Origin of the sequence: Bartonella sp. TT121SHDZB (assembly GCF_042193415.1) — a bacterium.
GTDB lineage: Bacteria > Pseudomonadota > Alphaproteobacteria > Rhizobiales > Rhizobiaceae > Bartonella.
Map to the genome: position 1 here is coordinate 28,718 of NZ_JBHILR010000003.1, position 25,568 is coordinate 54,285.

Sequence of the window (25,568 nt, forward strand, 5' to 3'; positions counted from 1 at the left end):
TAGGAAAAAGTTCTCTTACAATTATGCAGAAATTTTAGACAATCAGTAGTTTTAATTCATTAAATGTTTCAATAATATCGTAGATGATTTTGTTTTTGTGTATCACACGAGGCACATAAGGAAAACAGTAAAATTTATCTGATATTTTGGAGCTTCATGCATTGCAACAACCTGTTGCTAAGGCTCTATAAGCTTAACATGAAGAGTAATAAATGTAAAAAGTTTAATTAGTAAGTTTTTTAGAGTAGTATCAGAGTTTATTTTAATTAATATTGCAATATTGATTCGTTTGTGTAATCTTAGTTTAAATGCACAGAGGTATTTTATAGATAGATTGTATCCAATACCAATGTGATGAAGAGGGGAATTATATGAGTGTATAAAAATTAGAATGGCTCGTTGTATTTTTTCTCTAAATTTGACTTTTTTTTATATATTGAAGTAATAAATTAAGTTGGGATTATATTTAATATTTTTAAATTACTTAGGAGTGCGTTGAAAGGATTGACTTAATCATGTCGCATAAAAATGTTTATTCTGCTGTTTCAGTGTTAGTTGGAGCCGTTGCCCTTTTTCTTATAGCTGGTCTTTCTGCAAATGCGCAAACTTTATCACAAGGTTGGTACAAAGTTTGCAGTAAGCAGCATGATGTTGATATTTGTAATACAATGAATACTGTATTATCGAATACGGGACAACCTTTAACGGCTTTTAATCTTGTTGAAATAAAAGGAAAGCAAAATGAGAAACGTATAGGTATTCAAGTACCTACAGGTCGTTTTTTGCCAGAAGGTGTTCACATTAAAATCGGTGACGAGTTCTCTAAAAAAATTCCTTATATTATTTGTAATGGACCAAGTTGTATTGCTAATGATGTCTTAGATGATAAGCTTATAGCCGCTATGAAAAGTGGTATAAAAATGGTGGTAACCACAGTTAATTTCCGTGGTTCAGCTAATCCTATTGAATTTTCTCTTAATGGGTTTACAGCAGCCTATACCGGTCCTGGTATGGAGGAAAAAGATTTCCAACAAGAACAAATAAAGCTACAGCAAGCCATTCAATCAAAGCAAAAAGAAATTGAAGAGCGTATGCGGGCTGAGCAAGAAAAAGCAAAACAAAAATAATAAACCCACACCATAGAATTGATCGAAACGTTTTCTATAATTGTTTATTTGAACCGCCACAGTTTTCTGTGGCGGTTTTTTAAATCCTTAATTTTCCGAAACAATTCTGCGTTTCCACCACCCAATACGTTCAGTTTTGGAAGAATCATTAGGCGTTGATGAAATAACAACGGGTTGATTAATTGTTTCTTCGATTTGGGAAGGAGAGGTTTCGACAACTTCCTCCATCTCGATTACAGTTTCTTTCTCTAATATTTTTTGTATTTGCGTTATCTCTTTAGAAGATGATTTTTTACGTGTTCCACGTGTTGATTTTTTACTCTTTTCAAGAGTTTTATCTTCTACCTCATGAATAGCTTTATCTGCTTTTTTTGTTTTAGTTTTACGCATAAAACTGGTTGTAGGTTTTTCTTCAGGAGATTTTTGTTCTGCAATATTTTGATCATTCTCTAAAGGAAGTTGATTTTCTACTACTTTTGAAGAATGTGTTTTACGTTTTTTAGGTTTAATACTTTTATCAATTTTTTCAGATTCACTCTGTTGTTGTATATCTAGAGCGTGTGTATTATTTTTTGTTTCTTCAAGTTCAAAAGATTTAGCAGGTGAAACACGACGTTTGCGATGCGCTGCTTTAATTTCTGCTAAAGCTTGCTTAGCAAAATCTCCCACTGGTTCTGCATAAGGAACGCGAATCTGATGAAAACTATTATCTTGATTGCGTCGACCACCACGACGTCCTCGACGACGTCCTCGACGATAAGAATCATCATTCAAGGTATCTTCTTTTTTATGAACGTTGGAGAGAGAATGATCAGTAATTTCACCGTGACGATTTTTGCGCCGACGCTTTTGGTTTGTTTCAATGGGAGAAGGATTTTTTTCAATAGATTCACTTTTTATGAAAACAGAATCTTCAATTTCTTGCTTATTGTCATCTTCCAATGAAGATTGAGAAGTTCTCTCTGCTATTGAGCCTTTAGAAATAACAAGATGTTGTGTTCCAATACGATCATCTGCTTCAATACTAATATTAAGCTTAAAGCGAGCTTCTAAATTAACAAGAATGTTGCGTTTATGATTTAATACATAAAGTGCTGTTGCTACGGGGGTGCGCACGATAATATTATGTTGCGAATTATGAAGAAGATATTCTTCAATTGAGCGCATGACATGCAACGCAATTGATGATTCAGAACGTATATTTCCTGTTCCTGCGCAATGTGGGCAGGGCTGTGTTGTACTTTCTAAAACCGATATGCGAATACGTTGACGACTCATTTCTAAAAGGCCGAAGTGTGAAATATGACCTACTTGAATACGAGCACGATCGTTTTTTAAACAATCTTTTAATTTTTTTTCGACCAGCTTCACATTGCGTTCTTCAAGCATATCAATAAAATCAATCACAATTAAACCAGCAAGGTCACGCAAGCGTAATTGACGCGCGACTTCTTCAGCAGCTTCAAGGTTAGTTTGTAAGGCTGTTTTTTCGACAGAGAATTCTTTCGTAGAGCGGCCAGAATTTACGTCAATAGCAACAAGTGCTTCTGTTTGATTAATAACAAGATAACCACCAGATTTTAAAGAAACCTGTGGTTGCAACATTTTATCAAGTTGAATTTCAATATTATTTCGTGCAAAAATGGGCGTAGGATCACGGTAAGGTTGCACAACTTTTGCATGACTTGGCATGAGCATACGCATAAAGTCTTTCGCTTCACGATATCCTTGGTCTCCAGAGACAAGAATTTCACTAATGTTCTTATTGTAAAGATCTCGTATAGAACGCTTGATGAGATTACTCTCTTCATGGACAAGGCATGGCGCCGTTGACTCGAGTGTCAAAGTGCGAATAGTATCCCATAACCGCATAAGATATTCATAATCACGTTTAATTTCAGCTTTTGTTCTATTGGCACCAGCAGTTCGTAAGATAACGCCCATACCTTTTGGAACGGCTAATTCTTTTACGATTTCTTTAAGACGCTTACGGTCTTGTATGTTCGTAATTTTTCGTGAAATACCACCACCACGTGCTGTGTTGGGCATTAGAACAGAGTAACGACCAGCCAGAGATAGATATGTTGTAAGGGCAGCACCTTTATTACCACGCTCTTCTTTGATGACTTGTACCAACAAAATTTGACGTCGTTTAATGACTTCTTGAATTTTATACTGGCGCCCTTGTTTTCTTTGATAAATTGGAAGCTCTTCACGGATGTCCTCAGCACCGACCATTTCGATCTCATCATCAGAGATATCGGCATTTAATGCTTCTTCTGTATTATCAATTATTGTCGCTTCAGATGTGATGTCACTTTCAATATCGGCTGCTATGACATTGTTTTTTCCATTTTTTTTTGTTCTTCTGGAGCGTTTTTTATTTTTAGTTGCTTCTTCCGTAAAGCTATCTACAGAATTTTCTCCTACAGCTGCTTTTTCCTCTTCTTCAAGAAGAGCAAGGCGATCAGCAATAGGAATTTGATAATAATCAGGATGAATTTCAGAAAATGTTAAAAAACCATGGCGGTTTCCACCATATTCAACAAAAGCTGCTTGGAGAGACGGTTCCACACGCGTAATCCGTGCGAGATAAATATTCCCCTTGAGCTGTTTTCTATGTTCTGATTCAAAATCAAGTTCTTCAATTTTGTTGCCGTGAACAACAACAACACGAGTTTCCTCCGGATGGGAGGCATCTATAAGCATTTTGTTTGACATAAGTTAATATCCTGAAGGCGACATGCACAATTTTATTCAAACGAACGCTATAACTATTCGTAAACATAAAAGGCTGTCTGCCATAAAAGGGAGGTACCAGAAAAACAGGACGGAACACCACGTGCAGAGGCATGACTGCATTTACACCATTTCTCATCATTATTTCCATCTGTTTTTTATGACTCATATTTCTTAAAAGTCTCCGGTAAAATAATCTTTAAAACAGTTCGGATATCCGAACCAACGAATCTTAAGTAATGCAATCCTAATGTTATAACATAGAAATTTTTCATCCATAAAAAAGTCTCAACGCATAATAGGCAAAAAAACTCTAAAGACAACTTAATATGAGTTACAGATAATTTAGATGACTATTATCAGCTAGGAAGCATAAATATTCTTTTATGTTGATATCATGCGTTTGGCAAGTAACAATGTAAATCATGTATAATTATAATATCTTTATGACTTTAATTTCGTTTTTGGGTGTTTATTTAGCTTTTCTTGAAAAATAGAGAATAAATTGGTGTATCATTTTATATAACCAAGATAAATTATTACAAAGGTAGTGTAGAGTATTTTGCTTATGATAAGAGTTTTTTTTACCAAAAAGCTGAAAACAGCTTATGGGGATGTTATTGTGTTCATCACATACTTTTTATTATCTTTTTTGCTACTCCAAACCAGTGTTCAAGCCGCAGATCCTCTAAGACTTATTAATTTTAGAACCATTGGTGATAGTGTTCATACGCGTATTATTGCGGTTTTTAATTTAAAACCAAATGTTCGTTTACAGATTTTGGATAGGCCGGCACGTTTGGTGATCAATTTACCTACAATTGATTTTTCAATGCAAAATACACCTTTAAAGAAACAGAATACATTATCCATTATGCTTTCAGATGTGCGTTATGCTTTTTCTGACATACAGACTTCACGCATTATTTTGACAAGTAAAACGGTTTTTGTGGTTGAAAAAAATGTCGTAAAAAAATTAAATAATGGTTTATGGCAGTTGCTGATTGATATTCGTAAAAGTACACAAGAAAAATTTGATGAGATATTAAAAAAACAGCAAAGAAGCAATTTTGATACAAAAACACAGCTAATGCCAGCATATAATTTCCGTGTTGTTCTTGATCCTGGTCATGGTGGTATTGATGGTGGTGCACAGGGTGTTACTGGAATTTTAGAAAAAGATGTGACTTTAGACTTTGCGCGTGCATTGCGAGACGAATTACAAAAGGATTCTCATATTACCGTTTCTTTAACACGAGATTCCAATATTTTTTTAAGACTAAGTGAAAGAGTTAAAAAAGCGCAAGAGTTTGATGCTGATCTTTTTATATCTATTCATGCGGATACGATTGATGTACATTCTCTTCGCGGTGCCACAGTGTATACCATATCAGATAAAGCCTCTGATGCCATTGCAAAATCTTTAGCTGAAAATGAAAATAAAGTTGATTTGCTTGATGGTTTGCCTGCAGATGAAACGCTTGAAGTTACAGATATTTTGATGGATCTTACACGACGTGAAACACATACATTTTCGGTTAATTTTGCAAATAGTGTTATTTCAAGTTTATCAAAGAATCATATTAACTTGATTAATAACCCACATCGGTACGCTAATTTTCAAGTTTTAAGAGCTTCAGATATACCCTCAGTCTTGATAGAAATAGGTTATTTATCCAATAAAGAGGACGAAAAGTTATTAAATGATCCTCATTGGAGAAAACAAATGGCAGCCTCTATTGCTCATTCTATTCGTCAATTTGCTGATTATAGACAGAAAATGATACAGCCTCTTTAAATTTGTGAGAAAATAGAGTATCAATATGGGCTTCTAGTGTACCTAGTATAAATAAAAGATAGAAAACAATTTCTCTTGATCTCAATCTTGTGGTGATATCCACTTGGTGTGTTTGAAGTAACGTATTTTTTTCTTTAATTAATTCTTAAGAAAGCGATAACCGTTTTTATGATGATTTTTTTAAGATACCTTCTTCGTTTTTGTATTGCTGTTGGACTTTGTGGTGCAATAACGTGGGGTGTTATGACCAGTGGTCAAGCAAATGCACTCCCTGATTATGAAGTTCTTTCACTTTATGAGCCGCCAGTAATGACCCGCGTCCATGCTTCTGATGGCCGTCTTATGGCAGAGTTTGCAACAAAACATCGCCTCTATTTACCGATTCAATCAATACCAAAGCTTGTTATAAATGCTTTCATTTCGGCTGAAGACAAAAACTTTTATCATCATTTTGGTTTAGATCCTGAAGGACTTTCTCGCGCTTTGATCAATAATATTCGTAATATTGGTTCTGGAAGACGTCCAGAGGGTGCATCAACTATAACGCAACAAGTCGCTAAAAACTTCCTTTTAAGTTCAGAAACAACGTTAGAACGTAAATTTAAGGAAGCTATTTTAGCAATGCGTATTGAGAAAACTTATTCAAAAGATCATATTCTCGAACTTTATCTCAATGAAATTTATCTGGGTCGTGGCACTTATGGTATAGCAGCGGCTTCTTTGACTTATTTTAATAAATCCGTCAATGATCTGACGCTAGAACAATGTGCTTATTTGGCTGCTCTTCCAAAAGGACCAGCAAACTATGATCCATTTAAGAATACACAACGTGCTATTGAACGGCGTAATTGGGTTATAGACCGGATGATTGCAAATGGATATGTAACGCGTGAACAAGGTGAAAAAGCGAAAGCTAAACCTTTAGGAGCGACAATACGTGGGAGTGATAGCTATGTTTTTGCGGCTGATTATTTTACTGAAGAAGTGCGGCGTCGTTTAATACATCGCTATGGGGCTAAAACACTTTATGAAGGTGGGCTTTCCATTCGTACAACGCTTGATCCGCATTTACAACTTATTGCGCGACGTGCTTTGCACAATGGATTAATTAGATTTGATCATGCGCAAGGATGGCGTGGAGCTTATGCGCATATTGATGAGAAAGGTGATTGGGGGACAGAACTTGCAAATATCACAGGGCTAAGTGATGTTCCTGAATGGCGTTTAGCTGTTGTTCTTTCTACTGATCCCAACAAAGTAGAGATTGGTTTACAGCCACAGCGCGAAGCTTCAGGTATATTATCCCCAAAACGGGAAATTGCTGTTTTATCTGAAGCTGATTCAAAATGGGCACTCCATGTTGTAAAAGAAAATGGTTATCCAAAAACTGTTCAGAATTTATCTCATGTTCTGCAAGTCGGGGATGTCATTTTTGTTGAAAAACTATCCAATACAAACAACACTTATCGTTTACAACAAATTCCAAAGGTTGAAGGAGCAATTGTTGCTATGGAACCTCATACGGGGCGTGTTCTTGCGATGGTGGGAGGATTTTCTTTTGCAGCATCTGAATTTAATCGTGCAACCCAAGCTTATCGCCAACCGGGATCTGCTTTTAAGCCTTTTGTTTATGCGGCAGCTCTTGATAACGGATATACACCAGCATCTGTTGTTTTAGATGGCCCCATTGAAGTTCGTCAATATAATGGTGAAGTTTGGCAACCCAAAAATTATGGAGGTACCTTTGCAGGACCTTCAACGTTGCGTTATGGTATTGAGCATTCTCGTAATCTTATGACAATACGACTTGCCAATGATATGGGAATGCCTCTTGTCGCTGAATATGCAGAACGCTTTGGGATCGTAGATAAATTGCAGCCTTATCTTCCCATGGCGTTAGGGGCTGGTGAAACAACAGTATTACGGATGGTTACAGCTTATTCTGTTATTGCCAATGGCGGACGCTCTATTAAACCTTCTCTGATAGACAGAATTCAAGATCGTTATGGGAAGACAATTTATCGTCATGATGATCGTATTTGCGAAAATTGTAATACGAATTCATGGAATAATCAAAGTGAACCCACATTGATTGATGAAAGAGATCAAGTTCTTGACCCTATGACGGCTTATCAAATTACATCGATGATGGAAGGGGTTGTTCAGCGTGGTACTGCGGCACGTTTACGTTATCTTAATCGACATATTGCCGCTAAAACAGGAACAACCAATGACTCTAAAGATGTTTGGTTTATGGGATTTACTCCTGACATTGTCGTTGGTATTTTTGTTGGGTACGATCAACCAGCTCCGTTAGGATATAATGGAACAGGAAGTTCATTAGCTGCTCCTATTTTTGGTGATTTTATGGCAGATGCTCTTAAAGGGAAGCCAAATGTTCCCTTTAAAATGCCAAAGGGTATGATTTTAATGCCAATTAATCGGAAAACAGGAATGCTTGCCGAAAGAGGAGATCAAGATGTCATTATAGAAGCATTTAAACCAGGGACTGGTCCTGCTGATATCTATCAAGTCATTGGAAGTACAAATTCTTTTCAAGAAGGTGTTCCTGCAGTAACGACTTCTCCACAAGTCAATAAAGCTCTTGAAAGTGGGACAGGTGGGCTGTATTAATCGACAAAATCTCCTTTTGCCATGAGTCATGGTTTTTATCTCTTTTTTTACAATGTCGGTTCTGTAAATAGAGTGATAGAACTGTACCATATTTCTAATAAAAGCTATTAAATTTGTATAAAATGCTAAGAGACACAACCAAAAAGAGTTTTTAAAAATACGGTGTTAAATTATGCGAGCAGAAATAGAAACATTAGTTGATGAAATCCAGAAAGCAATACAATTGCTAAGGGGGCATCTTTGACTGGGATCAATCACTAAAGCGTCTTGAATATCTTAATCAAAAAGCGGAAGATCCATCATTATGGGATGATGCACAACGAGCACAGGATATGATGCGTGAGCGTCAACGTCTTGATGATTCAATCAATGGTCTTTTATCATTTACAAAAACACTTGAAGAATGTATTGAGCTTATTGCGATGGGCGAAGAAGAAAGTGATGTTGAAATTATCGCTGATGCAGAAAATTCAATACGTAATCTTAAACGTGAAATAGATAAAAGGCAAATTGATGTGCTTCTTTCAGGAGAGGCAGATCCTAATGATAGCTATTTAGAAGTTCATGCTGGAGCAGGGGGAACAGAAAGCCAAGATTGGGCTTCTATGCTCTTACGTATGTATATGCGCTGGGCTGAGCAGCATGAAATGAAGGTTGAAATTTTAGAAATTCATGATGGAGAAGAAGCAGGAATCAAGTCAGCGACTATTCTTGTAAAAGGGCATAATGCTTACGGACTATTAAAAACAGAATCAGGCGTTCATCGTTTGGTGCGGATTTCCCCATTTGATTCGAATGCAAAGCGCCATACCTCTTTTGCGAGCATTTGGGTTTATCCAGTTATTGATGACAATATTGAAGTTGATGTTTCAGAGGCAGATGTGCGTATTGATACATATCGTGCATCTGGAGCAGGAGGACAACATGTTAACACGACAGATTCTGCTGTTCGCATCACACATATAAAAACGGGTATTGTTGTTCAATGTCAAACTGAGCGTTCTCAGCATAAAAATCGCGCTACGGCTTGGTCGATGTTGCGTGCACGTCTTTATGAAGAAGAACTCAAAAAAAGAGAAGAAGAGACGAATGCTGTTGAATCTTCTAAAACAGAAATTGGATGGGGACATCAAATTAGATCTTATGTTCTTCAACCCTATCAGCTTGTCAAAGATTTGCGTACAGGAATTGAAAATACGGATCCACAATCCGTACTTAATGGTAATTTAGATGCATTTATAGAGGCAGCACTCGCACGGCGTATTTATGGACAAGACAAAGAAATTGAGGATATTCGTTAATTATATATCCTTCCTTCAAGCCATGTAGATTTTTTCTTAAGCTGTTCATTTTATTGATGTTGTGATGTTATGATAGCCTTTGATACTTTAAAGGTCTAAAGGGGGATTTTCTTGTTCCTTTCTTCAATTTTTTCTCACATACCAATTCTGCTTATGATATTGCAAGTGATAGGAAAAATCTGAAATCAGAAAATTTTGCGATATTCGGGGGACTAATATAAATGTAAAACAATTCATTATCCTTATCAATCAATATATTGTAAAAATTGAATCCGTGGAAAAACTAAAATCAATTAGGGAGGATAATTTTTGCTTTTTAAGGTAAATCAAACACTCAATTTACAAGTTACCATTATGATATAAAAGTGTTGCAGTAGCTAAAACATTTTCAGCATGCCCAGATACGCTTACTTTGCGCCATTCTTCTGCTATTATTCCATTTGCATCAATTAAAAAAGTGCTCCGTTCAACTCCCATATATTTGCGTCCATACATGCTTTTCTCAACCCAAACACCATAAGCTTCGAGGGTTGTTTTTTCTTCATCAGAAACCAAGATGACATCAAGTTCATGCTTTACTTTAAATTTATCATGTTTTTTTACATTATCTGGAGAGATTCCAATAACAACAACACCAATTTCATCAAATTTCGTCTTTAATTGTGTGAAAGCAAGTGCTTCGCTTGTACATCCACTTGTATCATCTTTGGGATAGAAATATAAAACAACAGCTTTTCCTTTAAAGTCAGAAAGACACACTGTCTCTCCTCCATCGCGTGGTAAATTAAAATCAGGAGCAAGAGTACCTTTCATTGATTTTATCATTTTTTTATCTTTCTTTTTGAGCACAAAGATCAATTACTAGCATACAGAGAAGGAATAAAGTTTCAACTCTTTAGAATAGAATTATTTCAAAGACTTTTTCGCTATCATATAAAATTATTCTGTCATAAGATTACATTAAAAAATGAGAGGAGAAAGCGCAAGAAATATCATGGATATAAATATAAAATGAATGAAATATCAATAGATTATAGCGGTTTGATCAAAATATGTTTTTTCTTTCCGAAGGAAATTTTAATGATGCCTTCTGCAGTGACATCTTTTTCAATAATAAGGTGTGTTTCATCCTTTATTATTTGATCATTAACACGTACCCCTCCACCTTGAATATGTCGGCGCGCTTCACTGTTAGATTTAGCGAGTCCTGCTTGTACTAAAAGAGTGAGCAATCCAACACCTTTTTTTAATTCTGAGGCATTAATTTCAACAGTTGGAAGATTTTCTCCCAGAGTTTTTTCTTCAAACGTCTTGCGAGCCGTTTCTGCTGCTGCATCGGCAAGAGCACGTCCATGCAACATTGCTGTAATTTCTGTTGCAAGAATTTTTTTTGCTTCGTTAATTTCAGTTCCTTGTAATAGAGAAAGTTTGAGAATCTCATCCATTGGCAATGGAGTATAGAGCTTTAGAAATCGTGTAACATCGGCATCTTCTGTATTGCGCCAATATTGCCAAAATTGATAAGGTGAAAGCATATCTGCATTTAGCCATACAGCACCATTCAATGACTTCCCCATTTTTGCACCAGAAGAGGTTGTCAGCAATGGTGATGTTAACGCATATAATTGTGGTGTTCCTAAACGATGCCCTAATTCGATTCCGTTAATAATGTTGCCCCATTGATCAGAGCCCCCCATTTGCATACGCAACCCATAACGTTTATAAAGTTCAACAAAGTCATAAGCTTGCAGAATCATATAATTAAATTCTAGGAAGGATAAAGAGTGTTCACGCTCAAGTCTGAGTCTGACAGAATCAAATGACAACATACGGTTGACAGAAAAATGTTTTCCTACATCACGCAAAAACTCTAAGTAGTTTAAATTGCATAACCATTCCGCGTTATTCACAATACAAGCATCGGTTTCACGGTCACCGAATGTCAAATAGTTAGCAAATACCTTTTTAATACCATCAATATTTGCAGCAATATCATCTTGTGTCAAAAGGCGTCGCGCTTCGTCTTTGAAGGAAGGATCACCGATCAATCCTGTTCCTCCGCCCATTAAAGCAATGGGGCGATGACCTGTTTTTTGTAACCAATAAAGCATCATAATCTGAAGAAGACTTCCAGCATGTAAACTCGATGCTGTTGGGTCAAATCCAGTATAAGCGCTTACAGTTTCTTTTGAAAAAAGATCATCTAAGCCTTTTTCGTCCGAAATTTGGTGGATAAAACCACGTTCACTCATAATGTGTAAAAAATCAGATTTAAAGGCAAACACAGATTTAATTTCCTAATTTAGAATGTATTCATTTTATATAATAAGTGATTATTAACGGCTCAATAATGTGTTATCTACCATAAATAATGCCCATATCACAAGAGAATGAAATATATTGTAAATAATACAGATATTATTCCTTTTTTACGCTACAAAAACACTCCACAGTAATAGAGAGAAAAATTCTTTATCCTAATTTCTATTCTGAAACAAAATTTAGAAAAGTTGCAAATGCAATCTGTAAAAACAAATTACTTTGTTATGGTTAGAAGTGACGTTTGCTGTTTTTTATGAAGTTTTTGTATTTTCCTAAGTTAGTGAAAGTATTTCAGGAGGAGGAGCGAGAAGTTCATTGGTGATATGGTTATCCAAATAGTGGGCACATCGCTCAATAAGTTCTTCATGACATCCACTGAAAAAGTGATTAGCCTTCTCCAATATTTCTTGTGTGATGATGATACCTTTTTGTGTTTTCAATTTATCGACAAGTATTTGAACATCTTTTGGGGGAGCAACTTTATCGATACCGCCATGAATGATAAGTCCAGAGGAAGGACAAGGGGCAAGAAATGAAAAGTCATAAACATTAGGCTGAGGAGCAACTGAGATAAAGCCCTCAATTTCCGGTCGGCGCATTAAAAGCTGCATACCAATCCATGCTCCAAATGAATATCCAGCTACCCAACAATTTTTAGAATCTGGATGTTGTGTTTGCACCCAATCGAGAGCAGCAGCAGCATCTGAAAGTTCTCCTATTCCATAATCAAATTCACCCTGACTGCGACCAATACCACGAAAGTTAAAACGTAAAGTTGTAAAGCCACGTTGTTGGAACATATAAAAGAGGTCATAGACAATTTTATGATTCATAGTTCCACCAAATTGGGGATGAGGATGCAAAATGATCGCAATGGGTGCATTTTTTTGTTGTGAAGGTTGATAACGCCCTTCGAGCCGACCCGCGGGACCGTTAAAAATAATTTCTGGCATAAAATGCTCCTTAATGCAATAAAAGGCTCTCATTGACCTTGGTCGACTTTTACCATAGAATCTCTTAAATAATTATTAGATATTCTTTTTTTAGTGCACTTTTCAAGAAGATTGCGCTATTTTTTAATCAATTTATAAGATTAATGATTGCGATATAAAATGGTTATAAAACGCCGATATTTTGATCATAACGCAACAACACCGCTCAAAAAAGTGGCACGGATAGCGTTACTGGAATCTTTAGAGATATTTGGTAATCCATCATCGGTTCATAAGGAAGGGCGTGCCGCTAAAACTTTGTTGCAAAAGGCCCGTCGGCAAATCGCTGAAAATCTTAAAACAGATCCAGATCACGTGGTATTTACCTCTGGTGCGAGTGAAGCCGCAATGACTTTGTTAACACCCTTTTACAATTTGGGGAAAGCAAAAGTTAAATTTTCTCATCTTTACCTTGGAGCGACTGAACATCCCTCTGTTGCAGAGGGAGGACGTTTTTCTAAAGAGTTGATAAGCGTCATTGATGTTGATCAAGATGGGCTCATACAACAAGATAAATTAACATCACTCTTAACGGTTCACGATAAAACAAAAGGTTTACCTCTTGTTGCTATTCAAGCTGCAAATAGTGAAACGGGTGTTATTCAACCATTAACAGAAATCGCTGCTATTGTTCGGGATTTAGGAGGCACTCTTATAGTTGATTTGACACAATATGTAGATAAAAATTTTGTGGACATTCATCAGCTAGGAGGAGACTTTTTTATATTGTCTGCACATAAAGTTGGCGGTCCTAAAGGAATCGGTGCTTTTGTTTCATGTGGTAATCTTCTCATGCCACACCCTCTTATTATTGGGGGAGGACAAGAAAAAGGTCTCCGTGGAGGAACAGAAGCATTGCCCCTTATTGCTGCTTTTGGGGCAGCAATGACTGATTGCTTCACACAGGAGGAAATAAAACAGTTAATATATTTACGCAATAAATTAGAAGATGGACTACAAAAAATAAGTAAAAATGTTGAGATTTTTGGCAAAAGAGTTCAACGTTTGCCAAATACAACTTACTTTACCGTGAAAAATATAAAAGCTGAAACGATGCAAATTGCTTTTGATTTAGAAGGGTTTTCTGTATCAGCTGGCTCTGCTTGTTCTTCTGGAAAAGTAAAACAAAGCAGAGTTTTGGAGGCAATGGGATATCATGTTCCAAATGGTGCCATTCGCATTTCAATAGGACGTGATACAACTTCTGAAGATATAGATGATTTTCTATTGTTTTTTTCTCAAATTATAAGCAGAAAAAAAGAGGAAGATTTATCATCAGAAAGTTATAAAAATTAGAATTATTTTAAAGATAAAATAACTTTGATTGAAATTTTTGCACTTTACCTATAGCCTAGAGATAACTTGCTTACTTTAATCTTGTAAAAAACAAGACTTTAGTTACCGGTTTTTGACGCCAAAAAATGGAGAAAATTTATGCCGGCAGTACAAGAAACGATACGCCAAGTACGTGAAATAGATGTTGACCAATATAAATATGGTTTTGAAACCAATATTGAAACCGATAAAGCTCCAAAAGGCTTAAATGAGGATATTATCAAATTTATTTCCGCTAAAAAACATGAGCCTGAATGGATGCTAACATGGCGCTTAAAGGCTTACCGCCGTTGGCTGACGATGCAAGAGCCTCATTGGGCGCGTCTTGAATATCCTAAAATTGATTTTCAGGAGCTTTATTATTATGCTGCTCCAAAAAATCATACAGGACCAAAATCTTTGGATGAAGTGGATCCTGAGTTATTAGCAACGTACGAAAAACTTGGCATTCCCCTTAAAGAACAAGAGATTTTGGCAGGAGTAAGAAAACAGTCTGATCCCTCCACTTTTGATGACAGTATGTCTGTATCGGGGCAGGTGGCTGTTGATGCGGTCTTTGATTCTGTTTCTGTTGTGACAACATTTAAAAAAGAATTGGCACGTGCTGGTGTGATTTTTTGCTCTATTTCAGAGGCCATTATTGAGCATCCTGAGCTTATTAAAGAGTATTTAGGAACAGTTGTGCCTGTGAGTGATAATTATTATGCTGCCTTAAATGCAGCTGTCTTTACAGATGGTTCATTTGTTTATATTCCCAAAGGAATTCGTTGTCCTATGGAGCTTTCAACTTATTTTAGGATTAATGAACGCAATACAGGTCAGTTTGAACGAACATTAATTATTGCAGCTGAGGATTCCTATGTTTCTTATCTTGAAGGGTGCACAGCACCCCAACGTGATGAAAACCAACTCCATGCTGCTGTTGTTGAGCTTATTGCCCTTGAAAATGCAGAGATTAAATATTCTACAGTACAAAACTGGTATCCTGGCGATAAAGATGGAAAGGGTGGTATTTATAATTTTGTGACGAAGCGTGGAGATTGTCGAGGTGATAACTCTAAGATTTCATGGACACAAGTTGAGACCGGTTCTGCGATTACTTGGAAATATCCATCCTGCTTACTGCGTGGTGAGAACGCGCGTGGAGAGTTTTATTCTATTGCTGTTGCAAACGGTCATCAACAAATTGATTCCGGTACAAAAATGATTCATTTAGGAAAAAATACATCCAGTCGTATTATTTCCAAAGGTATTTCTGCTGGTTTTTCAAATAACACGTATCGAGGACAAGTCACGGCGCATCGAAAAGCACAAAATGCTCGTAACTTTACGCAATGTGATAGTTTATTAATCGGGAATGAATGTGGTGCGCATACAGTTCCTTATATTGAAGCAAAAAATGCAACAGCTCAGTTTGAACATGAAGCCACAACATCAAAAATTTCCGATGACCAACTTTTTTATGTTATGCAAAGAGGAATTCCCGAAGAAGAAGCTATCGCATTAATTGTAAATGGTTTTGTAAAAGAGATCATTCAAAAACTTCCCATGGAATTTGCTGTCGAAGCACAAAAGCTTATTAGTATTAGCCTTGAAGGTAGTGTTGGATAATTTTATTTAATGAGATAAATAGAAGACTTTATGTAAAAAGGCTGTAACGGTAGCACATAATGCTAAAAATGACCTCTATGGTAATTACAAAAGTAGATGGATGCTAAGGCGAAAGAACACAGCATTGGTATCTGAAAAAACAGCCAAAACAGGATTAAATGATGTTAGAGATCAAAAATTTGCACGCCCGTATTGCTGAAACCGATACAGAAATTATTCGTGGTTTAAACTTGACAGTCCAAGATGGAGAAGTTGCCGCTATCATGGGACAAAATGGAGCCGGAAAATCAACTTTATCTTATTTGCTTGCTGGTCGTGATGATTATGAAATAACAGAAGGAGATATTCTCTATAATGGACAATCACTTTTAGAAATGGATCCAGCAGAACGTGCTGCATATGGTGTTTTTCTTGCATTTCAATATCCAATGGAAATACCAGGGGTAGCAACAATGGAATTTTTAAAAGTTGCGATGAATTCTCAACGCAAAGCGCGAGGTGGCGAAGAACTTAAAATTCCTGAATTTATAAAATGTGTTAAAGAAGTTTCAGCCAAACTTGAAATAGATATGGATATGCTAAAGCGTCCATTAAATGTAGGTTTTTCAGGTGGGGAAAAAAAACGCGCTGAAATTTTACAAATGGCACTTCTTGAACCTAAACTTTGCATTTTAGATGAGACAGATTCTGGTTTAGATATTGATGCATTAAAAATTGTTGCAGATGGTGTTAATAAACTTCGGGATTCAAAACGTTCATTTTTGGTGATTACCCATTATCAACGGCTGCTTAATTATATTATTCCTGATACGGTACATGTTCTTTATAAAGGACGAATTATCAAAAGCGGAGACAAATCCTTGGCGCTTTATTTAGAGCAAAATGGTTATGCTGATCTTATCAAAGAAGCGGTTTGAGGTTATTAAATATGAATGCACAGCAAAACTTATTAGCGGTTGAAGAAGATATACTCAATAATTTCAATCAGTATGCAAACGACTTACCTGGTAATAAAGCCGTGCAGGAAATTCGCAAGAAAGCTATTGAACGATTTCAAACGACACGGCTTCCTTCCCGTAAAATCGAAAGTTGGCACTATACCAATCTGCGCACATTACTAAAGTCTGTTAGTAATTTTTCAAAAGTCCAAGACAATCAATCGGTTGAGGCATTACTTTCAGAAAGCGCTGTTTTTTCTATGAACAATGGAAAAACATCGACACAGTCCAAGGTAGACAATATTACAGTAAAACGCCTTTCAGAAGCATTAGAAGATAATTCTGTACAGATAAGTCAAAACATTTCTGATGAGGATTTTATTGGACAGTTAAATACAGCTTTTGTTACGGATGGTTGGCTTTTTCACATTCCTGAAAATACAAAGTTAAATATACCCATTGAACTACAAAATATACAAATGGGCGGACAATCTCATATTTTTTCTGATATAAAAGTTGATAAAAATAGTCAGGTTGTGTTTATTGAACATCAGGTTGGCAATGATAAAGATACCTTTGTCAGTTCAATATTTTCATTAAATATTGCTGCTGAGAGTGATGTTACGTGGATTCTTATTCGCAATCGTGATTTTAATTCTACACAGTTTGGTCAATTTCGTGCTATTCTTGATCAAGGAGCGAAATTATCACTTTATGTCATTAATATAGGGAGTCAACTAAATCGCCAGGAAGTCGATGTTAAGTTACAGGGAGAAGAATCTGATTTTCAATTACGCGTTATAAATTTATTATCAGGGCAAACACATAGTGATCTTACAATGACTGTTTGTCACCTTGACGAAAGATCAACCTCAACGGAAATTATACGCAATGTGGTTGCAGATAAGGCTGTAGGTGTTTTTCAAGGGATAATACGTGTTGCTCAAAAAGCGCAAAAAACAGATGCACGTATGGCCTGTAATAGCCTTATCCTTTCAGATAAGGCAGAATTTAATGCAAAACCTGAATTAGAGATTTTTGCTGATGATGTTGCATGCGGTCATGGTGCAACAGTTGCTAATATTAATCATGATTATCTTTTTTATCTCATGGCGCGCGGTATTCCATTTAAAACGGCTCGTGCACTTTTGATTAAAGGATTTATCTCTGAACTTATTGATGACATCAAGCAAGATCATATTCAAACTGTTTTAGAGAATATCATTGGTAAATGGCTTGAAAAAAATGTTTAAGGGAGGAGAAATGGAAAATAACGTACAAACATTGACTTATAATGTCGAAGAAATTCGGCGTGATTTTCCTATTTTGCACCATCAAGTTTATGGAAAGCGATTAGCATATCTTGATAGTGGTGCTTCTGCCCAAAAGCCACAATCAGTACTCAATGCAATGAATAATTATTATCACTATAGTTATGCTAATGTGCATAGAGGAATGTATTTTTTAGCCAATATGGCAACACAATCCTATGAAAATTCTCGTAAAACCGTTCGTGTTTTTCTAAATGCTCAAAAAGCAGAGGAAATTGTTTTTACCAAAAATGCAACGGAAGCTATTAATACTGTTGCTTATGGTTGGGCTATGCCCAAACTCAAAGAAGGTGATGAGATTGTTCTAACGATTATGGAACATCATTCAAATATTATTCCTTGGCATTTCCTCCGAGAACAAAAAGGTGTTAAACTTGTTTTTGTTCCTGTTGATGAGAATGGTGTTCTGCATATTGAAGATTTCCAAAAGGCTTTAAGCGAAAAAACACGGCTTGTTGCTATAACGCATATGTCCAATATATTAGGAACGGTGCCTCCTGTTAAAGAAATTATTAAGCGAGCACATCAAAATTCTATTCCTGTTCTTGTTGATGGCTCTCAAGGAGCAATACATTTAACTGTTGATGTGCAAGATCTCGATTGTGATTGGTATGTCTTTACAGGTCATAAGCTGTATGGTCCTACCGGTATTGGTGTTCTTTATGGGAAGGAACATAGATTAGAGGAAATGCGTCCTTTTCAAGGGGGGGGGGAAATGATCGAGGAAGTAACAACCGATAAGGTTCTTTATAATGCTCCTCCTTATCGTTTTGAAGCAGGTACTCCTCCTATTGTTGAAGCTATTGGATTGGCTGCGGCTATTGATTATATACAAGAGAAAGGTCGGAGTAAGATTCATGCTCATGAAATGTCCCTTTTAGCTTATGCGCATGAAAAACTTAAAACAGTTGATTCATTGCGTATTTATGGTCATTCTCCCAATAAAGGAGCTATTATATCATTTGCCATTGAAGGGATTCATGCTCATGATATCGCTATGTTTATTGATAGAAAAGGGATTGCGATACGTGCGGGAACCCATTGTGCACAGCCTTTATTACAGCGCTTTGGTCTAACATCTATTTGCCGCGCATCGTTAGCCATGTATAACACTCAAGAAGATATAGATCAATTGGTAGAAGCATTGCAAGAAACAAGGACATTTTTTAATGGCTGAATTAATTGAAGAGCGTCATTCTCCAGAATCTGTTGAAACTGTAAGTGAAAATAAAAAATCTTACATATCAGCAATTCCAGCAGATGAAATTGATCGTATGACGAATGATATTATTGCTGCTCTCAAAACAGTTTATGACCCAGAGATTCCTGCTGATATTTATGAGCTAGGACTGATTTATCGTATTGATATTGAAGATGATCGTTCAGTAAAAATTGAAATGACTCTTACAGCACCGGGATGCCCTGTTGCTGGTGAAATGCCGGGGTGGGTAGAAAATGCAGTCAGTGCAGTTGAAGGGGTTTCGTATGTTGAAGTCACTATGACTTTTGATCCACCATGGACACCTGATTGTATGTCAGAAGAAGCTCAAATTGCTGTCGGATGGTACTAAAAATATTGTTAAGAGACTCTAATTTAGCCATTCATGAATAAGCTGTTTACTTTTCACAAGCGTTTAAATTTAAGGACGATCGGCATGAGTTATAATAAACAAAAATTAGAACTTAACTGGATTGGAAAAGAGAAACGCCCAAAACTAGAGCCTCGTATCTTATTAGAAGATCTTGAAAAATCTTATCACGCTTCGCATCAAATATCATCTCAGGACATTTTTGATAATAAACTTATTTTTGGTGACAATTTGCTCGCACTCAAAGCACTTGAACAAGAATATATGGGGAAGGTAAAATGTATCTATATCGATCCGCCTTATAATACAGGCAATGCCTTTGAACATTATGAAGATGGTTTAGAGCATTCCATATGGCTCAGTCTTATGAGAGACAGGCTAGAATTGTTACATCGTTTACTGGCAGAAGATGGAAGTATCTGGATTTCCATTGATGATGATGAACAAGCCTATCTTAAAGTGATGATGGATGAAATTTTTGGTCGCCAAAATTTCATCAACAATATTATTTGGCAAAAGAAATATGCTCCACAAAATGATACAAAATGGCTTTCTGATAATCATGATTTTATAATAGTTTATGCTAAAGATAAAACGATTTGGCGCCCTCAATTGCTTCCTCGTTCAAGCGATATGGATGCGCGCTATAAAAATCCTGATAATGATCCGCGTGGGTTATGGCAATCAGATAATTTATCTGCGAAACGAGTAACACCTAAAGATATTTATGAAATCATCACACCTTCTGGACGCAAGGTGATGCCTCCTGCTGGAACGAGTTGGCGTGTTAGTAAAAAAAAATTTGCTGAGTTAGTAGAAGATAATCGTATTTGGTTTGGAACAGATAATAATGGAGTGCCACGTATTAAGCGTTTTTTATCAGAAGTAAAAAATGGTATGGTTTCGGTGACGATTTGGCCCTACACAGAAGTGGGACACAACCAAGATGCCAAAAGAGAAGTCAAAGTTTTTAATTCTGGTAGTGTCTTTACAACTCCTAAACCGGAACGTTTAATGGAACGCATCATTCAACTTGCCACTAATCCCGGTGATCTTGTTTTAGATTCTTTTGCTGGTTCTGGTACGACCGGTGCTGTTGCTCATAAAATGGGCCGCAAGTGGATTATGATTGAACTTGGTGAACATTGCCATACGCACATTATTCCTCGTTTAAAAAAAGTAATTGATGGAACTGATCAAGGGGGAATTTCTAAAAGTGTAAATTGGCAAGGTGGCGGTGGGTTTCGTTATTATCGCCTTGCACCTTCTCTGTTGCAAAAAGATCCATGGGGACAATGGATTATTCGTCGCGAATATAATGCTGCGATGCTTTCAGAAGCCATGTGTAAACATATGGGATTTACCTATGCACCGGATGAAAATCATTATTGGATGCAGGGATATTCAACGGAAACAGATTATATTTATGTCACAACGAGCGCCATGACCTATGAACAACTCCGTATCATGAGCGAAGAGGTGGGGTCTCATCGTACTTTGCTGATTTGTTGTACAGCCTTTGATACAAAAACAGCGTCATTTGAGAATCTTACACTCACAAAAATCCCCCGTGCAGTATTGGAAAAATGCGAATGGGGAAGGGATGATTACAGTTTAAACGTAGCCAATCTTGAACCAATGATTGTGGTAAAAGAAAGCGAAAAAGATAAAGACATTGCGCAACAAGAGTTAGATCTATTTGAATAATATATAAAAAGCGGAGTTTCCCATGAACACTGTTGCAAAAAGGATTTCAGCTCGCTTATCGTTGCGTGATCCTCAACGTGAATCATTAAATATTTTGGTGAAAATTTTAGAAAATATAGAACTTTCTAAAAATACAGATTTAATTGCAGAATTAGAAATGATAAAAAGTCTCTATCCTTCTGTACAAGATTTTGAACGAAGCTTTCCCTCTTTTTGTTTTGCCTTAGCAACGGGAGTTGGAAAAACGCGACTTATGGGAGCTTTTATTAGCTATCTTTATTTAACAGGTCGTAGCCGACATTTTTTTGTTTTAGCTCCAAACTTGACTATTTATGAAAAATTAAAACAGGATTTTAGTCCTCAAAGTCCGAAGTATGTTTTCAGTGGAATAAGTGAATTCATTGCAAATAGACCCATTATTATTACAGGTGAAGATTATGAAAGTGGTAAAGGTATTCGCGCTGATGAACACCACTTTCACGGACAAAAACGTTTGTTTGAAAATCGGGATACGGCCTTTATCAATATTTTTAATATTTCTAAAATTAATACAACGGATAATAAAAAAGGCGCACTAAAATCTAGTATTCCGCGAATTAAACGCTTACAAGAAACGATTGGTGAAAGTTATTTTGATTATCTCGCAAATCTTCCTGATTTAGTTTTGTTGATGGATGAAGCACATCGTTATCGAGCTTCTGCTGGTGCGGCAGCAATTAATGAGTTAAAACCTGTTTTAGGAATAGAGCTTACAGCGACACCGAAAACAATAGGTGCAAAACCTGTAGATTTTAAAAATGTTGTTTACAGTTATTCACTTGCAGAGGCTATGAGAGATGGTTTTGTAAAAGAGCCTGCTGTTGCTACACGTAAAGACTTTCAGCCTCAAAATTATACATCTGAACAATTAGAACATATTAAATTACAAGATGCAATTCATGCTCATGAAAACGTGAAAGCAGATTTAATTGCCTATGCCAAAGATTATAACAAAAAGTTTGTTAAGCCTTTTATTTTAGTTGTCGCTCAAGATACAAATCATGCACAGAAATTGCGTGATTTATTGGAATCAGATGATTTTTTTGCAGGAGCTTATAAGGGAAAAGTTATAGAGATTCATACAAAACAGTCAAATATAGAGGAAGATCAAAATATTCAAAAACTCATTGTGATTGAGAATCCTCATGAGCCAACAGAAATTGTTATTCACGTTAATAAATTAAAGGAAGGATGGGATGTTAGCAATCTTTATACTATTGTACCGTTGCGTGCATCGGCTTCAGAAATTTTAACAGAACAAACAATTGGGCGTGGATTACGTTTGCCTTATGGGCATAGAACAGGCATAGAATCTATTGATCGTTTAACAATCATTGCGCATGATCGTTTTCAAGATATTATTGATCGTGCGAACGATCCAAATTCAATTATAAAAAAGCATATTGAGATTGGAACAGGGGGTGATATATCCTCTGAAAAGTCGGATATAGTGACAGTTCCAAGTCGAGCAGAAGCTTTATTTATAAAAACGATAGTAACACGTCATTCCGATATAAATGGAACATCTGATTTACACGGTGTTATGTTATGTAATACGGATTCACCCACATTAACGTCTGAAGAACAAGAAATTGCTGCTATTGCGTGGGATATTATTAAAGAGAATGATAATTTACCGAGTTCTCAAATGCTTTGTTCTGCATCGATACAAGAAAAAATTAGCAATAAAATCATGAACATTACGCATTCATCACAAAAGTCTCTTGTGTCAAAAGTGGTTACAAATCTGACAAAACAATTACCAGAACTGATCATAGATATTCCCAATATTGTACTCATACCTTCGCGTGAGGTTACTTATGGTTTTTCTGATTTTGATTTGGAAAATCTAGAAAGTTTAAATTTGCAACCTGTTAGTAAAGAACTTTTAATTCGAGAATTGCGTACCCATAAAAGCATTTTTCTCACTTCTAAGGATAAATATATTAAAGAGCCTCATCTTGAAAATTACATCATTCGTGGTTTAATTGATAATGATTTTATCGATTATGAGAGCCATACGCCATTATTACGAAAATTGGCTTGTCAGATGGTAGAGCATTTCCGATCTTATTTACCCAATGATGTAGCTGTTGAGAACGTATTAATTCACTATCAGCATAAGATTAATACTTTTATTGTTGCGCAATTAAGAGAACATCAATGGGAAACACAAAAAGATTATGAGATTAAAGTTACACGAGGTTTTACAACTTTAACACCTATCCATTATGTTTTACCGCAAGGAACATCTCCTCTTGATTTTCGTAATATTCCTACCATTAAAAGCGATATTAAAAAACTTGTATTCAGCGGCTTTAGAAAATGCTGTTATCCTTTGCAAAAGTTTGATTCAGTAGAAGGGGAATTACGATTTGCTCAAATATTAGAGGATGATGCACAAGTATTGAAATGGATGAAACCCGCTCGAGGTTTTTTCAAGTTAGAATATGATAAAGGATCAGCCTATGAACCTGATTTTGTTGTAGAAACGAAGGATGCTAAATATCTTTGTGAGCCTAAAAAAGCCTCTGAAATGAAAAATCCTATTGTTTTAAAAAAGAGAGAAGCTGCAGTTCAATGGTGTTGTCATGCAACGCGCTATGCGGCGGTTTATGGCGGTAAAAAATGGTATTATGTTCTTATTCCCCATGATGCTATTAAAGCAAATAGTAGTTTTGAAGGTTTGTGTGCAGAGTTTACCATTTCAGAATCTATACTTGAGAGCTCTTAACTTTTTGCTTAAAAAAACACATAAGTTTTTTAACTGGCCTGTGAGAAACAATCAAATGTTTGAATATTATTTTTAATTTTGTTCCCTGTTGCACCATTAATTTAAGAATATGAGCTAATTCTTAAATCAAAAAATTATTATTTTTTCTAACGACATTAAAATAAAAGGAAAAATGTATAGAAAAGTTACACAAGATTATACTTTTTTATAGGGATTTGTAGCACATTTCCAATTTTTTATAAAAGTACAATCTTACTTTCCTTATGTGAAAAGTTCTTTGAGTTTATAGTCACAACTTCAAAAAAATATTTTAATTTTATTGGGTAATTTTATAAATATGCTTTTTTTAAAAAACTTAAATAGTTTATTGTTCTTTCATTTAAAAATCATGAATATAATGAAATATCCAGAGGATGAAAGGGGGGATTTTTTCATATGACTTTGAATTTAACAAACACTGTTTTTAATTTTTTAAAGAAAAACCCGACAAAAAAATTTACAGCTCGAGAAATTGCTCAATGGATATTTGAAAATTACCCAGAAAAATGTTGTCAAAAACAAAAGCATTCAACGGCAATAATTACTCCCCTTAATAGTGATGCAGCTCTTATTCAGCAAATTGTTGCTGAAATAGGATTGCAGCGCCCTCAATTACAAAAGCGTTATCCAGAAATTAAAACCACTGAAGGGCGACCGCGACAGTATTATTTTACAAAACAAACAGATAGTGCTGAAATTGATGCAGTAGAAGACAATGTAAATAGTAGGGTAGAAGATGGCTCTGTTAAAGAGCATGATCTTTATCCATTATTATCTAAATTTTTATGGTCAGAGCTTGCTGTTTACAGCAAACGCATTAATGAGAAATGTTCTCGTAATAAATATGGAGCGGGTGGAAATAAATGGCTTTATCCAGATCTCGTAGGGGTGCAAGATTTAAGCAAGGAAGGAATCGTGAAATTATAAAGACTGTGTTTTGCAATATTTTGATAAAAAGACAAAGCTTTGGTCTTTTGAAGTAAAAATTCTCATCAATCGTTCCAATTTACGAAAAGCATTTTTTCAAACAGTAAGCAATTCTTCATGGGCTAATTTGAGTTATTTAGTCGCTAGTGAAATTTGAAGGTGTTGATACATAAAGAGCTCCGGATGCTTTCAAGTTCGCATGGAATTGGATTTATAAGGCTTGATAAGGAAAACTCTTCTGAGAGTGAGATCATAATTCCAGCTAAAGAACGTAGTGATATTGATTGGGATATTGCTAATAGATTAGTGGAGGAAAACAAAGATTTTCTTGATTATATTTAAGCTCATTCGTCAATTTTATCAAACTGGCGAGATGCGTCCATTGGATTGGGATCATATGTGCCC

At 35.8% G+C, this 25,568-nt stretch carries 18 protein-coding genes; 14 read left to right on the forward strand and 4 right to left on the reverse strand.

Annotated elements, in window-relative coordinates:
• Positions 1 to 515: 515 nt before the first annotated feature.
• Positions 516 to 1,127, forward strand: coding sequence for an invasion associated locus B family protein (locus ACFIKI_RS02585; protein ID WP_375665549.1), 612 nt, complete (start codon positions 516 to 518; stop codon positions 1,125 to 1,127).
• Between the two features lie 87 nt (positions 1,128 to 1,214).
• Here the strand turns inward: ACFIKI_RS02585 and ACFIKI_RS02590 are convergent, their stop codons facing one another.
• Positions 1,215 to 3,848, reverse strand: a complete 2,634-nt coding sequence (locus tag ACFIKI_RS02590) for a ribonuclease E/G (RefSeq protein ID WP_375665550.1) — start codon at positions 3,846 to 3,848, stop codon at positions 1,215 to 1,217.
• A gap of 586 nt (positions 3,849 to 4,434) precedes the next feature.
• Between ACFIKI_RS02590 and ACFIKI_RS02595 the strand changes: the two genes are divergently transcribed.
• The 3 genes from ACFIKI_RS02595 (at position 4,435) to prfB (ending at position 9,599) form a co-directional block, all read left to right on the forward strand.
• Positions 4,435 to 5,664: an N-acetylmuramoyl-L-alanine amidase gene (locus ACFIKI_RS02595; RefSeq protein WP_375665551.1), complete on the forward strand. Its 1,230-nt coding sequence runs from the start codon at positions 4,435 to 4,437 to the stop codon at positions 5,662 to 5,664.
• 168 nt (positions 5,665 to 5,832) lie between these two features.
• Positions 5,833 to 8,298, forward strand: coding sequence for a penicillin-binding protein 1A (locus ACFIKI_RS02600; protein WP_375665552.1), 2,466 nt, complete (start codon positions 5,833 to 5,835; stop codon positions 8,296 to 8,298).
• A 172-nt stretch (positions 8,299 to 8,470) separates the two neighbouring features.
• A protein-coding gene (prfB, locus tag ACFIKI_RS02605) for a peptide chain release factor 2 (RefSeq protein WP_375665553.1) occupies positions 8,471 to 9,599 on the forward strand; the annotation gives its coding sequence in 2 pieces (ribosomal slippage) (positions 8,471 to 8,539 and positions 8,541 to 9,599; 1,128 coding nt in all).
• 339 nt (positions 9,600 to 9,938) lie between these two features.
• Here the strand turns inward: prfB and ACFIKI_RS02610 are convergent.
• The 3 genes from ACFIKI_RS02610 to ACFIKI_RS02620 form a co-directional block, all read right to left on the reverse strand.
• A complete protein-coding gene (locus ACFIKI_RS02610; protein WP_375665554.1) occupies positions 9,939 to 10,424 on the reverse strand; it encodes a peroxiredoxin in 486 nt (161 codons plus the stop codon).
• A gap of 206 nt (positions 10,425 to 10,630) precedes the next feature.
• Positions 10,631 to 11,884: a tyrosine--tRNA ligase gene (gene tyrS / locus ACFIKI_RS02615; protein WP_375665555.1), complete on the reverse strand. Its 1,254-nt coding sequence runs from the start codon at positions 11,882 to 11,884 to the stop codon at positions 10,631 to 10,633.
• Positions 11,885 to 12,193: 309 nt separating this feature from the next.
• Positions 12,194 to 12,874 (reverse strand): alpha/beta hydrolase, encoded by a 681-nt coding sequence (locus ACFIKI_RS02620; protein WP_375665556.1) that lies wholly within the window; start codon positions 12,872 to 12,874, stop codon positions 12,194 to 12,196.
• Positions 12,875 to 13,033: 159 nt separating this feature from the next.
• Here ACFIKI_RS02620 and ACFIKI_RS02625 point away from each other — a divergent pair, with 159 nt between their 5' ends.
• The 10 genes from ACFIKI_RS02625 (at position 13,034) to ACFIKI_RS02670 (ending at position 25,505) form a co-directional block, all read left to right on the forward strand.
• A complete protein-coding gene (locus ACFIKI_RS02625; protein WP_375665557.1) occupies positions 13,034 to 14,209 on the forward strand; it encodes a cysteine desulfurase family protein in 1,176 nt (391 codons plus the stop codon).
• A 138-nt stretch (positions 14,210 to 14,347) separates the two neighbouring features.
• Entirely contained in the window at positions 14,348 to 15,859 is a 1,512-nt protein-coding gene (gene sufB, locus ACFIKI_RS02630) for a Fe-S cluster assembly protein SufB (RefSeq protein WP_375665558.1), read from the forward strand.
• A 161-nt stretch (positions 15,860 to 16,020) separates the two neighbouring features.
• Positions 16,021 to 16,776: a Fe-S cluster assembly ATPase SufC gene (sufC, locus tag ACFIKI_RS02635; RefSeq protein ID WP_375623289.1), complete on the forward strand. Its 756-nt coding sequence runs from the start codon at positions 16,021 to 16,023 to the stop codon at positions 16,774 to 16,776.
• An 11-nt stretch (positions 16,777 to 16,787) separates the two neighbouring features.
• A complete protein-coding gene (sufD, locus tag ACFIKI_RS02640; RefSeq protein ID WP_375623237.1) occupies positions 16,788 to 18,050 on the forward strand; it encodes a Fe-S cluster assembly protein SufD in 1,263 nt (420 codons plus the stop codon).
• A 10-nt stretch (positions 18,051 to 18,060) separates the two neighbouring features.
• Positions 18,061 to 19,305, forward strand: coding sequence for a cysteine desulfurase (locus ACFIKI_RS02645; RefSeq protein WP_375623235.1), 1,245 nt, complete (start codon positions 18,061 to 18,063; stop codon positions 19,303 to 19,305).
• The gene (locus ACFIKI_RS02650; RefSeq protein ID WP_375623233.1) at positions 19,298 to 19,699 is read left to right on the forward strand and encodes an SUF system Fe-S cluster assembly protein; all 402 of its coding nucleotides are present in this window, start codon (positions 19,298 to 19,300) and stop codon (positions 19,697 to 19,699) included. The genes ACFIKI_RS02645 and ACFIKI_RS02650 overlap by 8 nt, the downstream gene beginning before the upstream one ends.
• A gap of 84 nt (positions 19,700 to 19,783) precedes the next feature.
• Complete coding sequence (locus ACFIKI_RS02655) at positions 19,784 to 21,424, forward strand: site-specific DNA-methyltransferase (RefSeq protein WP_375665559.1); 1,641 nt, start codon at positions 19,784 to 19,786, stop codon at positions 21,422 to 21,424.
• A 22-nt stretch (positions 21,425 to 21,446) separates the two neighbouring features.
• Positions 21,447 to 24,197: a DEAD/DEAH box helicase gene (locus ACFIKI_RS02660; protein WP_375623227.1), complete on the forward strand. Its 2,751-nt coding sequence runs from the start codon at positions 21,447 to 21,449 to the stop codon at positions 24,195 to 24,197.
• Between the two features lie 435 nt (positions 24,198 to 24,632).
• Positions 24,633 to 25,163, forward strand: a complete 531-nt coding sequence (locus ACFIKI_RS02665) for a hypothetical protein (RefSeq protein WP_375665560.1) — start codon at positions 24,633 to 24,635, stop codon at positions 25,161 to 25,163.
• Positions 25,164 to 25,346: 183 nt separating this feature from the next.
• Complete coding sequence (locus tag ACFIKI_RS02670) at positions 25,347 to 25,505, forward strand: hypothetical protein (RefSeq protein ID WP_375665561.1); 159 nt, start codon at positions 25,347 to 25,349, stop codon at positions 25,503 to 25,505.
• Positions 25,506 to 25,568 lie beyond the last annotated feature (63 nt).

Bases quoted from the DNA above. Each gene is read 5' to 3' on its own strand.
- ACFIKI_RS02585 (WP_375665549.1), top strand. From the start codon at position 516: ATGTCGCATAAAAATGTTTATTCTGCTGTTTCAGTGTTAGTTGGAGCC.
- ACFIKI_RS02670 (WP_375665561.1), top strand. From the start codon at position 25,347: ATGCTTTCAAGTTCGCATGGAATTGGATTTATAAGGCTTGATAAGGAA.
- ACFIKI_RS02655 (WP_375665559.1), top strand. From the start codon at position 19,784: ATGAGTTATAATAAACAAAAATTAGAACTTAACTGGATTGGAAAAGAG.
- sufC (WP_375623289.1), top strand. From the start codon at position 16,021: ATGTTAGAGATCAAAAATTTGCACGCCCGTATTGCTGAAACCGATACA.
- ACFIKI_RS02610 (WP_375665554.1), bottom strand. From the start codon at position 10,424: ATGATAAAATCAATGAAAGGTACTCTTGCTCCTGATTTTAATTTACCA.
- ACFIKI_RS02660 (WP_375623227.1), top strand. From the start codon at position 21,447: ATGAACACTGTTGCAAAAAGGATTTCAGCTCGCTTATCGTTGCGTGAT.
- ACFIKI_RS02620 (WP_375665556.1), bottom strand. From the start codon at position 12,874: ATGCCAGAAATTATTTTTAACGGTCCCGCGGGTCGGCTCGAAGGGCGT.
- sufD (WP_375623237.1), top strand. From the start codon at position 16,788: ATGAATGCACAGCAAAACTTATTAGCGGTTGAAGAAGATATACTCAAT.
- ACFIKI_RS02600 (WP_375665552.1), top strand. From the start codon at position 5,833: ATGATGATTTTTTTAAGATACCTTCTTCGTTTTTGTATTGCTGTTGGA.
- ACFIKI_RS02645 (WP_375623235.1), top strand. From the start codon at position 18,061: ATGGAAAATAACGTACAAACATTGACTTATAATGTCGAAGAAATTCGG.
- ACFIKI_RS02625 (WP_375665557.1), top strand. From the start codon at position 13,034: ATGGTTATAAAACGCCGATATTTTGATCATAACGCAACAACACCGCTC.
- ACFIKI_RS02650 (WP_375623233.1), top strand. From the start codon at position 19,298: ATGGCTGAATTAATTGAAGAGCGTCATTCTCCAGAATCTGTTGAAACT.
- ACFIKI_RS02590 (WP_375665550.1), bottom strand. From the start codon at position 3,848: ATGTCAAACAAAATGCTTATAGATGCCTCCCATCCGGAGGAAACTCGT.
- ACFIKI_RS02665 (WP_375665560.1), top strand. From the start codon at position 24,633: ATGACTTTGAATTTAACAAACACTGTTTTTAATTTTTTAAAGAAAAAC.
- sufB (WP_375665558.1), top strand. From the start codon at position 14,348: ATGCCGGCAGTACAAGAAACGATACGCCAAGTACGTGAAATAGATGTT.
- ACFIKI_RS02595 (WP_375665551.1), top strand. From the start codon at position 4,435: ATGATAAGAGTTTTTTTTACCAAAAAGCTGAAAACAGCTTATGGGGAT.